At 70.7% G+C, this 13,287-nt stretch carries 13 protein-coding genes; 4 read left to right on the top strand and 9 right to left on the bottom strand.

Annotated elements, in window-relative coordinates:
* Nucleotides 1-40: 40 nt before the first annotated feature.
* The gene (locus Cba03nite_RS04775) at nt 41-943 is read right to left on the bottom strand and encodes a DMT family transporter (RefSeq protein WP_203742297.1); all 903 of its coding nucleotides are present in this window, start codon (nt 941-943) and stop codon (nt 41-43) included.
* 191 nt (nt 944-1,134) lie between these two features.
* Here Cba03nite_RS04775 and Cba03nite_RS04770 point away from each other — a divergent pair, with 191 nt between their 5' ends.
* The gene (locus Cba03nite_RS04770) at nt 1,135-1,443 is read left to right on the top strand and encodes a tetratricopeptide repeat protein (RefSeq protein WP_203742295.1); all 309 of its coding nucleotides are present in this window, start codon (nt 1,135-1,137) and stop codon (nt 1,441-1,443) included.
* Between the two features lie 3 nt (nt 1,444-1,446).
* Here the strand turns inward: Cba03nite_RS04770 and Cba03nite_RS04765 are convergent, their stop codons facing one another.
* From Cba03nite_RS04765 to Cba03nite_RS04750, 4 genes are read right to left on the bottom strand one after another with little or no spacing between them, the layout of a single operon-like run.
* Entirely contained in the window at nt 1,447-1,881 is a 435-nt protein-coding gene (locus Cba03nite_RS04765; protein WP_203742293.1) for a type II toxin-antitoxin system VapC family toxin, read from the bottom strand.
* Nucleotides 1,866-2,246 carry a hypothetical protein gene (locus Cba03nite_RS04760; RefSeq protein ID WP_203742284.1) on the bottom strand — a complete coding sequence of 127 codons (381 nt, stop codon included), beginning with the start codon at nt 2,244-2,246 and terminating at the stop codon, nt 1,866-1,868. Before Cba03nite_RS04760 ends, Cba03nite_RS04765 begins: the two co-directional genes overlap by 16 nt.
* Nucleotides 2,247-2,282: 36 nt before the next feature.
* Complete coding sequence (locus Cba03nite_RS04755; protein ID WP_203742282.1) at nt 2,283-2,777, bottom strand: hypothetical protein; 495 nt, start codon at nt 2,775-2,777, stop codon at nt 2,283-2,285.
* Nucleotides 2,774-3,136 (bottom strand): DUF6915 family protein, encoded by a 363-nt coding sequence (locus tag Cba03nite_RS04750; protein WP_203742280.1) that lies wholly within the window; start codon nt 3,134-3,136, stop codon nt 2,774-2,776. Before Cba03nite_RS04750 ends, Cba03nite_RS04755 begins: the two co-directional genes overlap by 4 nt.
* 48 nt (nt 3,137-3,184) lie before the next feature.
* On the opposite strand from Cba03nite_RS04750, the gene Cba03nite_RS04745 reads away from it, so the two are divergent.
* On the top strand, nt 3,185-3,889 hold the full coding sequence (locus Cba03nite_RS04745) for an MBL fold metallo-hydrolase (protein WP_203742278.1): 705 nt from the start codon (nt 3,185-3,187) through the stop codon (nt 3,887-3,889).
* Nucleotides 3,890-4,040: 151 nt separating this feature from the next.
* On the opposite strand, the gene Cba03nite_RS04740 is transcribed toward Cba03nite_RS04745, so the two are convergent.
* Nucleotides 4,041-6,860, bottom strand: a complete 2,820-nt coding sequence (locus Cba03nite_RS04740; RefSeq protein ID WP_203742276.1) for a vitamin B12-dependent ribonucleotide reductase — start codon at nt 6,858-6,860, stop codon at nt 4,041-4,043.
* A gap of 63 nt (nt 6,861-6,923) precedes the next feature.
* Nucleotides 6,924-7,457 (bottom strand): transcriptional regulator NrdR, encoded by a 534-nt coding sequence (gene nrdR / locus Cba03nite_RS04735; protein WP_203742274.1) that lies wholly within the window; start codon nt 7,455-7,457, stop codon nt 6,924-6,926.
* A gap of 399 nt (nt 7,458-7,856) precedes the next feature.
* On the opposite strand from nrdR, the gene lexA reads away from it, so the two are divergent.
* Nucleotides 7,857-8,594: a transcriptional repressor LexA gene (lexA, locus tag Cba03nite_RS04730; protein WP_203742266.1), complete on the top strand. Its 738-nt coding sequence runs from the start codon at nt 7,857-7,859 to the stop codon at nt 8,592-8,594.
* Nucleotides 8,595-8,656: 62 nt separating this feature from the next.
* Here the strand turns inward: lexA and Cba03nite_RS04725 are convergent, their stop codons facing one another.
* Entirely contained in the window at nt 8,657-10,225 is a 1,569-nt protein-coding gene (locus tag Cba03nite_RS04725) for a hypothetical protein (RefSeq protein ID WP_203742263.1), read from the bottom strand.
* Between the two features lie 72 nt (nt 10,226-10,297).
* Entirely contained in the window at nt 10,298-11,734 is a 1,437-nt protein-coding gene (gene hflX / locus Cba03nite_RS04720; protein ID WP_203742261.1) for a GTPase HflX, read from the bottom strand.
* Nucleotides 11,735-11,933: 199 nt separating this feature from the next.
* On the opposite strand from hflX, the gene Cba03nite_RS04715 reads away from it, so the two are divergent.
* Nucleotides 11,934-13,287: NAD-dependent malic enzyme (locus tag Cba03nite_RS04715; protein WP_203742259.1), on the top strand; the 1,354-nt coding region annotated here is incomplete at its 3' end.

The following is a 13,287-nucleotide window of genomic DNA, read 5'->3' as shown; positions in this document are numbered from 1 at the left end:
GGCGTCGCGGGATCGGGGCCGCCGGCCGAAGCCGCTGTGACTAGCCGGTCCGGGCCAGGCCCGCGACCGCGGCCAGCGTCAGTGCCGAGCCCGCCGCGGCCGCCACCGTCAGGTGCTCGCCGAGCAGCCCCACCGCGATCAGCACCCCGGCCACGGGCTCCAGCAGCGTCACCACCGCCGTCACCGTGGCCGGCACCGCCGCCACCCCCGCGAAGAACAGCCGGTACGCCAGCGCCGTCGGCACCGCGCCCAGGTACAGCAGCCACGCCGCCGTCCCCGCCATACCCCCGGCCGACGGCAGCAGCCCCTCGGCGGCAGCCAGCGGCAGCACGCACAGCGCCGCCACCGCGAACGAACCCACCGTCGCCCCGGACAGGTCACCGCCCACCCGCCGCGAATAGATCGTCACCACGGCGTACCCGGCCGCCGACAGCAGCCCGCACGCGACCCCCAGCAGGGGCGCCGCCCCCGCGCTGCCACCGCCGCCGACCAGCAGCACCAGCCCCGCCAGCCCCAGCGCCACCGCGAGCACCCGCCCAGCGGTCAGCGCCTCGCCGAGCAGCCACCGCGCCGCCAGCGCGATGACCACGGGACACGCGCCGAGCGTGACCACCGTGCCCACGGCCAGCCCCGCGAACGCGATCGAGCCGTAGTACGCCGTCTGGTAAACCGCCAGCCCCGCGCCCAGCACCAGCGCGTCCCGCCGGCGGGCGCCGAGCCGCTCGCCGAGCGCCAGGTGCAGCCCCGCCAGCAGCCCGATGCCGAACACCAGCCGCCAGAACGACACCGCCACGGGCCCGAGGCCGCTGGTGCGGTAGAGGACCGCGGCGACCGCGCCGCCGGTGCCCCAGGCGGTCGCCGCGACCGCCACGTAGAACATGCCGCGCCCGTACGACGCGGTCCCGCCCGCGCGCGCCGGCGCGAGCCCCTCGATGGACTCCATCTCTCCGTCTCCACTTGTCGATGGCCTGCGATTCCGCGTACGCGGACGGGCCACCGGACGCACGGCCGAGCCGTCACGTCAGTGGTGCTGCGCCGTCCGCCCTCAGGCGACCGGCGGGGAGATGATGGAGCGAGCCATGGCGGCGATGCTAGCCAGGGAATGCGCGTGCCTGCGAGTGGGTTGACCACACCGTGGGAATCCTGGAGGAGTACGAGCGCGGAAAGCTGTTCTTCGAGTACGGCGACTACATCACGGCTGCCAGGATCCTGGAGCCGGTGGTGGAGGAATCCCCCGACGACGTCGCGCCCCGGCTGATGCTGGCGCGCGCCTACTACCACTCGGCCCAGCTGCGTAAGTCCGAGCGGGAGCTGCGGGTGATCCTCGACCACGACCCCGCCGAGCACTACGCCCACCTGATGCTGGGCCGCTGCCTGCAGCGCCAGAGCCGCCACGACGAGGCGCAGCCGCATCTGCGCATCGCCCAGGCGATGGGCATCTGACCGTCAGACGTGTACGACGACCACCCGCTGGTCCTTGGGCCGCTCCGGCTCCTCGACCAGCCGGGTGAGATCGTCGGGATCGCTGGTCAGCAGCACCACGGGCCGGGGCAGCGCCAGCGCGGTCGCGGCCACGACGGCGTCGATGGCGCAGCGGTGTCCGGAAAGGCCGGCCGCGCCGAGCAGTTCCCCCGCACGGCGCCCCAGCTCCGGGGTCACCGGCAGCGCGGTGATGCGGGACAGCACCCGATGCACCGTGGTGTCGCGCGGGCCACCGCGCAGCACCTCCGTCAGCGTGATCGCACTGACCACGACCTGGGCACGACGGTTGAGCGCGGTTTCCAGGAAGGCGCGCACCCGCTCATCACCGGCGGCGAGCTTGCTGAGGCCCTCGCTGTCCAGCAGCAGCGCGCCGCCGGTGGACGTCACGCGTCGGGCCACACCGCACCCGCCTCCGCCAGCGCCTGCTCCGACACCGCACCGTGCTCGGCTTCCAGCAGCGCCGCGAGTTCGGCCAGCAGGTCCAGCTCCAGCTGCTTGGCCACGGCCTCGGTGACGTAGCGGCTGAACTCTCCACGGCCCACCCGCCGCTGCACCGCGTCGGTGAGGTCCTCCGGCATCGAGACGCTGACCTTGCGCGAGCGGCCGAGCATCCGGACGTTGTCCGGCAGTCCGAGCACCTGGTCGAGCCGCTCACGCAGCTCCGGCGAGGCCTCCTCCAGCTGGCGATACAGCGTGAGCACCCGCAGGAACTCAGCGGTCGGTGCGCCCTCCGCTGTCGGCGGCGGGACGGGTTCTGCGGTCATGTCCCCGATGCTACCGCCGGTAGCATCGGGGTGCCCTCAATCGTGGTCGTAGAACTCGACCGTGATGCCCGTACGCCGGACCCGCACCGTCGCATGGTCTCCGAACGCCTCCAGCAGCACGTCGTCGAAGGCCCCACTGCCGACGGCGTCCGCCAGCGCCCGCGCCCGCCCGTAGCGCTCGGGGTCGTCGCCCTCATAGGGGTGCTCGGTGTACGGGTACTGCCCGCGGTCCAGCCGCGGACCGCCGAGGGTCGGATGCGGTTCGTCGTACTCCCCGACGCCCAGGTCCTCGACACCGGCGTCCGCCCGGTCGGCGGTGGTGCGCACCCAGAAGCCCCACGCGTCGAACACGCATGCCTCGCCGTCGTTGAAGTACGGCGTGTACTGCTTCCAGCCGAACTCGACCACCGCATCGTCGTCGACCAACGCGCGGACCAGCGGCTGCAGCTCAGAGAGCGGCCGCTGCGGCACCCGGTCGCCGGGCGTGATCCGCCCTTCCACGGGGATGCCCAGGAAGCTGGTGTGGCTCATGCTTCGTCCTTTCCCAACAGCACCGACAGCGGCACCTCCTTGCGCTGCGCGCCGGACATCCACGGCTTGATCGGCATCCCGGCGATGTAGTCGGCGGGCGAGGGCAGCCAGCCCAGGTCCTCCAGGATGTGCCGCTCGGCGATCAGCCGCACCGGGATGCGCTTGCGCCCCACCTGCAACGTGTCGCCGAAGATGCGCTGGCACAGGTAGACGCCCGCGGTGTGGTGGTACATCGAGCGGTGCCGCACGTCTCCGATGATCTGCTTCGAGGAGTCGATGAACTCCTCGATCGCCAGGTAGTCCTCCGGCTCGCCGCCCCACTTCCGGGCGGCGGACTGCGCGTGGTGCCACGAGTTCATGCGCGGCACACTAGGCACGGCCCCCGACAGTTTGATCACGGGAGAGACATGACCGAGCTCAACGCGGTGCGACGGCTGGATCTCGGCTACTTCATCCGCCCCGCCGAGGAGGCGGGAACCCCGCATCCGCGCGTCGAGGCGGTGCTCGCTTACCTGGTCGACACGGCCGATGGGCTGCTGCTCTTCGACACCGGCCTCGGGCGCGGCGACGACGAGACCGAGGCCCACTACCGCCCGCACCGGCGCCCGCTCCCCGAGGCGCTGGCCGAGGCAGGGGTACGCCTCGACGACATCGCCCTGGTCGTCAACTGCCACCTGCACTTCGACCACATCGGCGGCAACCCGCTGCTGCCCGGCCGCCCGATCTTCACCCAGTCCGTCGAGCTGGCCACGGCCCGCGCCGGCGACTACACCTTCGACCAGCTCGTCGACTTCCCCGGCGCCGACCTGCGCGAACTCGACGGCACCGTCGAGATCGCCCCCGGGATCCGGATCGTGCCGACGCCCGGCCACACCGCCGGTCACCAGAGCCTGCTCGTGTCCCACGCCGACGGCGACGTGACCGTGCTCGCCGGGCAGGCCTACGACCTCGCCACGGACTTCAGCTGCGCCGTGCTCGCCCGCCGGGCCGCCGCCGACGGGGCCGCCGCCCCGCTCCCGCCATACCACCCCTGGCTGGACACCCTCACGGAACTGAACCCGCGCCGCGTCCTCTTCGCCCACGACGCGGCCGTCTGGCACCCCGACGCCTGACCGCCGCCCGCAGTTTCGGGGAAAGTGCCGCTAAGACGGCCCGCTTTCCCGCAGTCTCCCCGAAACTGCAGCCGCCGGGGCGTTCACGCCCACCCGGGGGTACGCGAAAGGGGGCCGGACCGGAAGGTCCGACCCCCTGACGGGATGCGGGTCAGCTGCAGCCGCTGGTGGAGCCGCAGCCCTCGCAGACGTAGCAGCTGCCGGCGGGGCGCATCTTGGTGCCGCAGGTGTAGCAGAGCGGCGCGTCCGACACGCGGCCCGTGATGGACTCCAGCACCTCGGTGGAGGAGCCGATCCGCGCGGCGGGCACCGGCGCGGCCGGCGCGTCGGCGCTCACCGGCGCGGGCGCCGGCGGGATGTACTCGACGCCCTCCTCCTCGGCCCGCAGCCGCGCGGCGCGCTCGGCGGCCGTGAAGACGCCCAGCTCGGCCCGCTGCTCGTAGGGCAGGAAGTCCAGCGCCAGCCGGCGGAAGATGTAGTCCATCACCGAGTTCGACAGGCGGATGTCCGGGTCGTCGGTCATACCGGCCGGCTCGAACTTCATGTTCATGAACTTCTCGACGTACGTCTGCAGCGGCACGCCGTACTGCAGCGCGACCGAGACCGCGATCGAGAACGCGTCCATGACCCCGGCCAGGGTCGAGCCCTGCTTGCCGAGCTTCAGGAAGACCTCACCGAGGCCGTCGTCCGGGTAGGACGACGCGGTCAGGTAACCCTCGGCCTCGCCGACGGTGAACGACACCGTCTGCGACGGGCGCTTCTTCGGCAGCCGCTTGCGGACCGGCCGGTACTCGATGACCTTCTCCACGACCGGTGCCGAGACGGGGGCGACCGCGGCGGCGGGGGCGGCCGGGGCCTCCTTCTTGGCGACCGACAGCGGCTGGCCGACCTTGCAGTTGTCGCGGTAGATCGCCAGGGCCTTGAGGCCGAGCCGCCAGCCGTCGAAGTACATCTGCTCGACCTCTTCGACCGTCGCCGTCTCCGGCATGTTGACGGTCTTGCTGATCGCGCCGGAGATGAACGGCTGCACCGCGGCCATCATCAGCACGTGCCCCATGGGGGCGATGGCGCGCTCACCCATGGCGCAGTCGAACACCGCGTAGTGCTCCGGCTTGAGGCCGGGGGCGTCGACCACGTGGCCGTTCTCGCCGATGAACTCCGTGATCGCCTCGACCTGCTCCTCCTGGTAGCCCAGGTTGCGCAGGGCGCGCGGCACGGTCTGGTTGACGATCTGCATCGAGCCGCCGCCGACCAGCTTCTTGAACTTGACCAGCGCCAGGTCCGGCTCCACGCCGGTGGTGTCGCAGTCCATCATGAAGCCGATGGTGCCGGTGGGCGCGAGCACGCTGGCCTGCGAGTTGCGCCAGCCCTGCTTCTCACCGAGGGCGTTGCCGGCCTTCCACTGCTTCTGCGCCTCCTTGGCGACCAGCGTGGCGACCGGGCCCTGCGGCTTGAGCGCGTCGGCGGCCTCGGCGTGCTTGCGCATGACCCGCTGGTGCGGGGTGGCGTTGCGGGCGTAGCCGTCGTACGCGCCGACGACGCCGGCCAGCTCGGCCGAGCGGCGGTAGGCGGCGCCGGTCATCAGCGCGGTGATCGCGGCGGACAGCTGACGGCCGGCCTCGGAGTCGTAGGGCAGGCCCGACGCCATCAGCAGCGCGCCCAGGTTGGCGTAGCCGATGCCGAGCTGGCGGTAGGCGCGGGTGTTCTCGGTGATCTTCTGGGTCGGGAAGTCCGCGAACGAGATGGAGATGTCCATCGCGGTGATCACGAACTCGACCGACTTGACGAAGCGGGCGATGTCGAACGAGCCGTCGTCGCCGAGGAACTTCATCAGGTTCAGCGAGGCCAGGTTGCACGAGGTGTCGTCCAGGTGCAGGTACTCCGAGCAGGGGTTGCTCGCGGTGATGCGGCCGGTCTCGGAGCAGGTGTGCCAGTCGTTGATGGTGTCGTCGTACTGGATGCCCGGGTCGGCGCACTCCCACGCGGCCTGCGCCAGCTTGCGGAACAGGTCCTTGGCGTCGACGGTGTCGATGACCCGGCCGTCGAGGCGGCCCAGCAGCTCGAACGGCTTGCCGTTCTCGACGGCGTCCATGAACTGGTCGGACACGCGCACCGAGTTGTTGGCGTTCTGGTACTGCACGCTGACGATGTCGCGGCCGCCCAGGTCCATGTCGAAGCCCGCGTCGCGCAGCGCGCGGATCTTGTCCTCCTCGCGCGCCTTGGTCGCGATGAACTCCTCGATGTCCGGGTGGTCCACGTCGAGGATGACCATCTTCGCCGCGCGCCGGGTGGCGCCGCCGGACTTGATGGTGCCGGCCGACGCGTCGGCGCCGCGCATGAAGCTGACCGGGCCGGAGGCGGTGCCGCCGGAGGAGAGCAGCTCGCGGCTGGCGCGGATGCGGGACAGGTTCACGCCGGAGCCGGAGCCGCCCTTGAAGATCAGGCCCTCCTCCTTGTACCAGTCCATGATGGAGTCGACCGAGTCGTCCACGGACAGGATGAAACAGGCACTGACCTGCTGCGGGCTCGGCGTGCCCACGTTGAACCAGACCGGGGAGTTGAAGCTGAACACCTGGTGCACCAGCATCCAGGTCAGCTCGTGCTCGAACACGTCGGCGTCGGCCGGGGTGGCGAAGTAGCCGTACTTCTCACCGGCGGCCCGGTAGGTCTTCACGACCCGGTCCACGAGCTGCTTGAGGCTCCACTCACGCTCGGGGGTGCCGACCGCGCCCCGGAAGTACTTCGTCGTCACGATGTTGGTCGCGTTGACGCTCCAGAACTCGGGGAACTCGACCCCGCGCTGCTCGAAGTTGATCGAGCCGTCGCGCCAGTTCGTCATGACGACGTCCCGGCGCTCCCAGGTGATCTCGTCGTACGGGTGGACGCCGTCCTTCGTCCACACCCGCTCGATCTTCAGACCTCCGGCGTTCGCCCGCGTGCGCTTCGCGCTCGCCGTGGCGTTCTCCCCCATCGTCAGCCCCCTCAAGGTTCTCTAACTACTCAACAACTCAACACAACGTCTTGATGGCGGGCCTCAGCCCGCGTGCTGACCGGCTTTCGCGGTCTCGTCCGCCGCCTCTTGCCCATCGGCGCAGTCTTCAACCGTCCCCGCGGAATCTTTTTTGGCCGCCGCGCGCAGCGCCTCGATCTCCCGGATGAAGTCGTCGGCGGACTGGAAGTCCTGGTACACCGAGGCGAAGCGCAGGTAGGCCACCTCGTCCAATTCGCGCAGCGGCCCGAGGATGGCCAGCCCGACCTCCTGACTGGGCACCTCCGCCGCTCCCCGCGCGCGGACCGCCTCCTCGACCCGCTGGGCCAGCAGCGCGATGGAGTCGTCGTCCACCGGCCGCCCCTGGCAGGCCTTGCGCACCCCGTTCATGATCTTCGACCGGCTGAACGGCTCGGTCACCCCGCTGCGCTTGACCACGGCCAGCACCGATTCCTCGACCGTGGTGAACCGCTTGCCGCATTCGGGGCAGTGCCGGCGCCGGCGGATGATCTGGCCGTCCTCGGCCTCGCGGGAGTCCACCACGCGGGAGTCCGGGTGCCGGCAGTACGGGCATCGCATCGCTGTCACCTCCCACGTCGTCGTCGCTCCCGGGCGGCGGGGACCCCGCACTCCGGGCACGGCACCGCCGGCGTCCGCCGCGTCGCGGCCGCCCGGGGGTGGGTGCGGGTGCGGGGCATCGGCCATACCGCCAGTTGGGGTTCTTACCCCAATCTATGGGCGGTCGGCTCGAAGCCACCACAAGATGTGGTGTTGAAACTATGCCCCCGACGCCCCGGAGGCAAGTTGAAACGCGCTTGCTTGTGGCGTGTCGCGGACAACAACACGTACCGTCACCCACACGTGAAACATGCGTGACACCATCGACAGAGTCGTACAGATGTTTGAAACTGACATCATGTCGCATTAGTGTGTCCGGTAAGAGTCGCCGCCACTGTCACTATCCACCGGAGGTCCGACATGTCCCCCACAGAGCGAGCGTCCCGGCCCGGTCGGCCGCCGGCCGCGCCCGCCGGCGCGGGGCCTCTGCGCGCGGTCGCCGCGACCAGCGCCTCCCCTGCGGACCTGCAGACCGCCGACCTGAGCAGCCGGCAGAAGCGCATCCTCGCCGTCATCCGCGACTGGGTGGAGCAGCACGGCTACCCGCCCACCGTGCGCGAGATCGGCGAGGCGGTCGGCCTGGTCTCCCCGTCCTCGGTCGCCTACCAGCTCAAGGAGCTGGAGCGCAAGGGTTTCCTGCGCCGTGACCCGTCGCGCCCGCGCGCGGTGGACGTGCGCACCGCGGCCGATCCCGACGAGGAGGCGGCGCTCGCCGCCCGGCCCACCCCGGTCTACGTGCCGCTGCTGGGCCGCATCGCGGCCGGTGGCCCGATCCTCGCCGAGGAGTCGATCGAGGAGGTGCTGCCGCTGCCGCGCGAGCTGGTCGGTCAGGGCACGCTGTTCTCGCTCCAGGTCAAGGGCGACTCGATGATCGAGGCCGCGATCTGCGACGGCGACTGGGTGGTGGTCCGCCAGCAGCCCACCGCGGAGAACGGCGACATCGTGGCCGCGATGATCGACGGCGAGGCCACCGTCAAGGTCTACCGCCTGCGCGACGGCCACGTGCAGCTGATGCCGCGCAACCCCGCCTACGACCCGATCCCCGGCGACGCGGCGGTCATCCTCGGCAAGGTCGTCTTCGTGATGCGCCGGGTCTGACCCCACGACAGCAGCAAAGCGGCCCGCCCCCTTCCGGGGACGGGCCGCTTCTTTTTCAAAGATCAGCGCTGGTACGGGTCGTAGCCCGGCTGGTTCTGGTAACCGCCGTCGTAGTACGCCGGCTCGGCCTGGTACTGCTGGTAGCCGCCGCCGTACTGGCCGCCCTGCTGCCCGTAGCCCTGCTGGCCGCCGTAGCCGGGGTCGTAGCCGCCGCCGGCCTGCGGGTAGCCCTGCTGCTGGCCGTAGCCGGGGTCGTAACCGCCCTGCTGCCCGTAACCCTGGTCGTAGCCGCCCGCCTGCGGGTAGCCCTGCGGCTGGCCGTACCCGCCTTGCTGGCCGTAGCCCTGGTCGTAGCCGCCCGGGTCGGCGTAGTAGCCGGACTGGTAGCCGCCGCCCACGCCCGCGCCCACCGGGGCGAGCAGCGTGGTCGCCGAGTTGTCGGCGGGCACCAGGTCGTCCTCGTCGCCGCCCTTGCGGCCGCGCCGCTTGCGCGACTTCAGCACGCCGACCACGCCGAGCACGACCAGCAGCACGCCGAACACGCCGACGCCGGCCAGTGCGATGTAGAGCTGGTCGATGGTGCTGAACAGCGACAGGTACCACGCCTTCTCGGACTTCTTCGCCGGGCCGTCAGCCGGGGCCGCCTCGGTGAAATCCTTGGTGGACGGGGTGTAGCCGAGAATCACCGCTTCCTGCGCGGGGGTGTTCGGCGTCTTGGTCTGCTGCGTCTCCGAGACGGTGAAGAACCTGTCGCCGTCGGCCGAGTACGTGATCGCCTCGCCCATCGGCTCCTCGGGCAGGTGCGTGACCCGGGGCTCGTTCTTGGTCAGCGCGCCGACGATGTCGCCGTCCTTGACATCCCACTCGTAGGCGTCGGCATAGGTGCGCAGCACGACCTTGCTGCCGTCGGCGTTCTGCGCCGCACCGGTCACCTGGCGGCGGCCGAGGCTGCTGAACGGGTTGACGGTGTCGGTGCGCAGCAGCTTGATCGAGCCGACTTCCTTCATCGGCACGGCGGTCTCGTTCTTCGCGGTGATCGGCCAGGTGGTCGGCGCGAACAGGTAGGTCTTGCCCTCGGCGGCGGCGAAGTCCCAGTCCTTGGTGACGATGATCGGGCCCTTGGCCGTCATGATCAGCGCCTCGGAGTCGAACTTCTTCGCCGGGTAGCTCATCCGGAAGGGCCCGGTCACCTTGCCGCCGGAGAGCTTCCACAGCGCGATGCGGGCGCGGGTGTGCTCGACCGTGAAGTCCTGCGTGATCTTCGAATCGCCGGTGTCGGCGATCCAGATCGTCTTGCCGTCGGGGTCCAGCGCCAGATCCTCGGGGTCCGCCGCGCCGGGATCGGGGTAGGCGTAGCTGGTCTGCGAGACCTTGCACTTGTCGGTGAGCTTGAAGATCTTCTCGCGACTGGCATCGTCGTTGCCGTCGTTGATCACATAGAAGCCGCCCTGCACGGCCACCATGCCGGAGAGTTCGGTGAGACGCGGGTCGGTGATGGTGCACACCTTCGTGCCCGGCACGGCCTTCTCCCCCGCTGCGCCGGAGGGAGCCGGGCTGGGCGCTGCGCCCACCGGGGCGCTGACCAGCCCGACTCCGAGGCCGACCGTGGCGACGGCCGAACCTGCCTTCACCAGGAATCCCGTTAACCGCATCCGGACAGTTTGCCACGACCGGGCACGGTCTTGTGTAACCCGATTAATAAGTCACGATGGGTCGGCTACCCAGTCACTTTCCGTAATCGTAAATGTTCCCAGCTCAGCGGCCAGTTCGCGGTCGACACGCGCACGGAGCTGCGTTCCGGCGACGGTGTGTCCCGACGCCAGCACCTCACCCCTTCGGTGGACCTTGGCCACCAGGTCGCCCCGGTCGTACGGCACGCACGCGAGCACCTCGACCGCCGGGACCGGCAGCTTGTCCTCGATGACCTCGCGCAGCTCCTCGATGCCCTGCCCGGTGTGGGCCGACACGAAGACGGCGTCCGGCCACTCGCGCTTGAGCCGCAGCAGGGTCTCCTGCGGCGCCGCGTCGGCCTTGTTGACCACGAGCAGCTCGGGCAGCCGGTCGGCGCCGACCTCGGCCAGCACCTCGCGTACCGCGCGCACCTGCTCCTCGGGGTCCGGGTGGGCCCCGTCGACCACGTGCACCACCAGGTCCGCGTCGGCGACCTCCTCCAGCGTGGAGCGGAACGCCTCCACCAGCTGGTGCGGCAGGTGCCGCACGAAGCCCACCGTGTCGGACAGGGTGTACACCCGGCCGTCGCGCGCCGCGGTCCGGCGGGTCGCCGTGTCCAGGGTCGCGAACAGCGCGTCCTCGACCAGCACCCCGGCGCCGGTGAGCCGGTTGAGCAGGCTTGACTTGCCCGCGTTGGTGTAGCCGGCGATCGCCACCGACGGGACCGTGTTGGCCCGCCGCGCCGAGCGCTTGGTGTCGCGGATGACCCGCATACCGTTGATCTCGCGCTTGAGCTTGGCGATCCGGGTGCGGATGCGCCGGCGGTCGGTCTCCAGCTTCGTCTCACCGGGACCGCGCAGACCCACGCCGCCGCCCGCGCCGCCACCGCGACCGGAACCACCGGTCTGCCGGGACAGCGCCTCACCCCAACCACGCAGGCGGGGCACCAGGTACTGCAGCTGAGCCAGCTCGACCTGGGCCTTGCCCTCCTTGCTCTTGGCGTGCTGGGCGAAGATGTCCAGGATCAGGGCGGTCCGGTCGACCACCTTGACCTTGATCCGCTCCTCCAGGTTGCGCAGCTGGCTCGGGGAGAGCTCGCCGTCGCAGATCACGGTGTCCGCGCCGGTCGACTCCACGGCGGCGCGCAGCTCGTCGACCTTGCCGCGGCCGATGAAGGTGGCCGCGTCCGGCTGGCTGCGCCGCTGAATAAGGCCCTCCAGCACCTGCGAGCCCGCGGTCTCCGCGAGCGCGGCGAGCTCCGTCAGGGAGTTCTCCGCGTCCACGACGGTGCCGGAGGTCCAGACGCCCACCAGCACCACCCGCTCCAGCCGCAGCTGCCGGTACTCGACCTCGGTGACGTCGGTGAGCTCGGTCGAGAGCCCGGCCACGCGGCGCAGCGAATTGCGCTCCGCGAGCTCGAGGTCACCGGTGGTCTCGTCGGCCACCAGGGTGTCCGGGAAAGTAGGCAAATCTGCTCCTCCGTCTTACTCGAAGATCTGACGGCTTCAAGGTTGGCACGGATGTAACGCCTGCGCACCTGCATTGCTTCCGCGTCCCGGTACACCGGACGCGACCGCCGGGGTTACCCGGCGGTTCAGCAGGCGATTGAGCCCTAGTGCCCACGTGGTGGGAAAATGAAACTCGACTGAACTCACGAAAGGCGACATCGTGCCCACTACCCGCCTGCCCAGCGCCGGATACTCCATCACCGTACGTGTGGCGGTCATCGCCGACTCCTCGGCGATCGGCCGGCTCACCATGGCCGTCGGTGAGGCGGGCGCCATCGTCACCGCCGTCGACGTCGTCGACTCCGACCACCTGCGCGTGGTCGCCGACGTCACCTGCGACACCGCCGACAGCGCGCACGCCGACCAGGTCGTCAAGGCGCTGGAGGCGATGGACGGCGTCGAGGTCCGCAAGGTCTCCGACCGCACCTTCCTGCTCCACCTCGGCGGCAAGATCGAGGTCACCTCCAAGGTCAACCTGAAGACGCGTGACGAGCTGTCCCGGGCGTACACCCCCGGCGTGGCCCGGGTCTGCCAGGCCATCGCCGACAACCCCGACGACGCCCGCCGCCTGACCATCAAGCGCAACACCGTCGCGGTCGTCACCGACGGCTCCGCCGTGCTCGGCCTGGGCAACCTCGGCCCCGCCGCCGCACTGCCGGTCATGGAGGGCAAGGCCGCCCTGTTCAAGCGCTTCGGCGGCGTCGACGCCTGGCCGGTCTGCCTCGACACCCAGGACACCGAGGAGATCATCAACATCGTCAAGGCGATCGCCCCCGTGTACGGCGGCATCAACCTGGAGGACATCGCCGCCCCGCGCTGCTTCGAGATCGAGGCCCGGCTGCGCGAGCTGCTCGACATCCCCGTCTTCCACGACGACCAGCACGGCACCGCCATCTGCGTGCTCGCCGCGCTGACCAACGCGCTGCGCGTGGTCGGCAAGAAGCTCAGCGAGGTCAAGGTCGTCGTCTCCGGCGCCGGCGCCGCCGGGACCGCGATCATGAAGCTGCTGCTGCGCCAGGGCGTCGGCGACGTCATCGCGTACGACCGCCGCGGCGCCCTGCACCGCGACATGGCCAACCTCGGCCCGAACTGGCAGTGGCTGGTCGAGCACACGAACAAGGACAACTACTCCGGCGACCTGCCCGGCGCGATCGCCGGCGCCGACGTCTTCATCGGCGTCAGCGCCCCCAACCTGCTCACCGGCGACGACATCGCCCGCATGGCCCCCAACGCCATCGTGTTCGCCCTCGCCAACCCCGACCCCGAGGTCGACCCCCGCGAGGCCCGCAAGCACGCCGCCGTCGTCGCCACCGGCCGCTCCGACCAGCCCAACCAGATCAACAACGTGCTCGCCTTCCCCGGCGTCTTCCGCGGCATGCTCGACGCCCAGGCCCGCGAGTTCACCGAGGAGATGGCGCTGGCCGCCGCCATGGCCATCGCCGACGTCGTCGGCGAGGAGAAACTCAACCCGAGCGTCATCGTCCCCAGCGTCTTCGACGCCCGCGTGGCCCCCG

Origin of the sequence: Catellatospora bangladeshensis, from assembly GCF_016862575.1 — a bacterium.
GTDB lineage: Bacteria > Actinomycetota > Actinomycetes > Mycobacteriales > Micromonosporaceae > Catellatospora > Catellatospora bangladeshensis.
The sequence above is the reverse complement of the archived record's forward strand: the minus strand, read 5'-3'. Positions and strand labels throughout refer to the sequence as shown.

Excerpts from the sequence above, each read along its gene's own strand:
- Cba03nite_RS04775 (WP_203742297.1), bottom strand. The coding sequence starts at position 943 with ATGGAGTCCATCGAGGGGCTCGCGCCGGCGCGCGCGGGCGGGACCGCG.
- Cba03nite_RS04745 (WP_203742278.1), top strand. The coding sequence starts at position 3,185 with ATGACCGAGCTCAACGCGGTGCGACGGCTGGATCTCGGCTACTTCATC.
- Cba03nite_RS04760 (WP_203742284.1), bottom strand. The coding sequence starts at position 2,246 with ATGACCGCAGAACCCGTCCCGCCGCCGACAGCGGAGGGCGCACCGACC.
- Cba03nite_RS04740 (WP_203742276.1), bottom strand. The coding sequence starts at position 6,860 with ATGGGGGAGAACGCCACGGCGAGCGCGAAGCGCACGCGGGCGAACGCC.
- Cba03nite_RS04755 (WP_203742282.1), bottom strand. The coding sequence starts at position 2,777 with ATGAGCCACACCAGCTTCCTGGGCATCCCCGTGGAAGGGCGGATCACG.
- Cba03nite_RS04750 (WP_203742280.1), bottom strand. The coding sequence starts at position 3,136 with ATGAACTCGTGGCACCACGCGCAGTCCGCCGCCCGGAAGTGGGGCGGC.
- nrdR (WP_203742274.1), bottom strand. The coding sequence starts at position 7,457 with ATGCGATGCCCGTACTGCCGGCACCCGGACTCCCGCGTGGTGGACTCC.
- lexA (WP_203742266.1), top strand. The coding sequence starts at position 7,857 with ATGTCCCCCACAGAGCGAGCGTCCCGGCCCGGTCGGCCGCCGGCCGCG.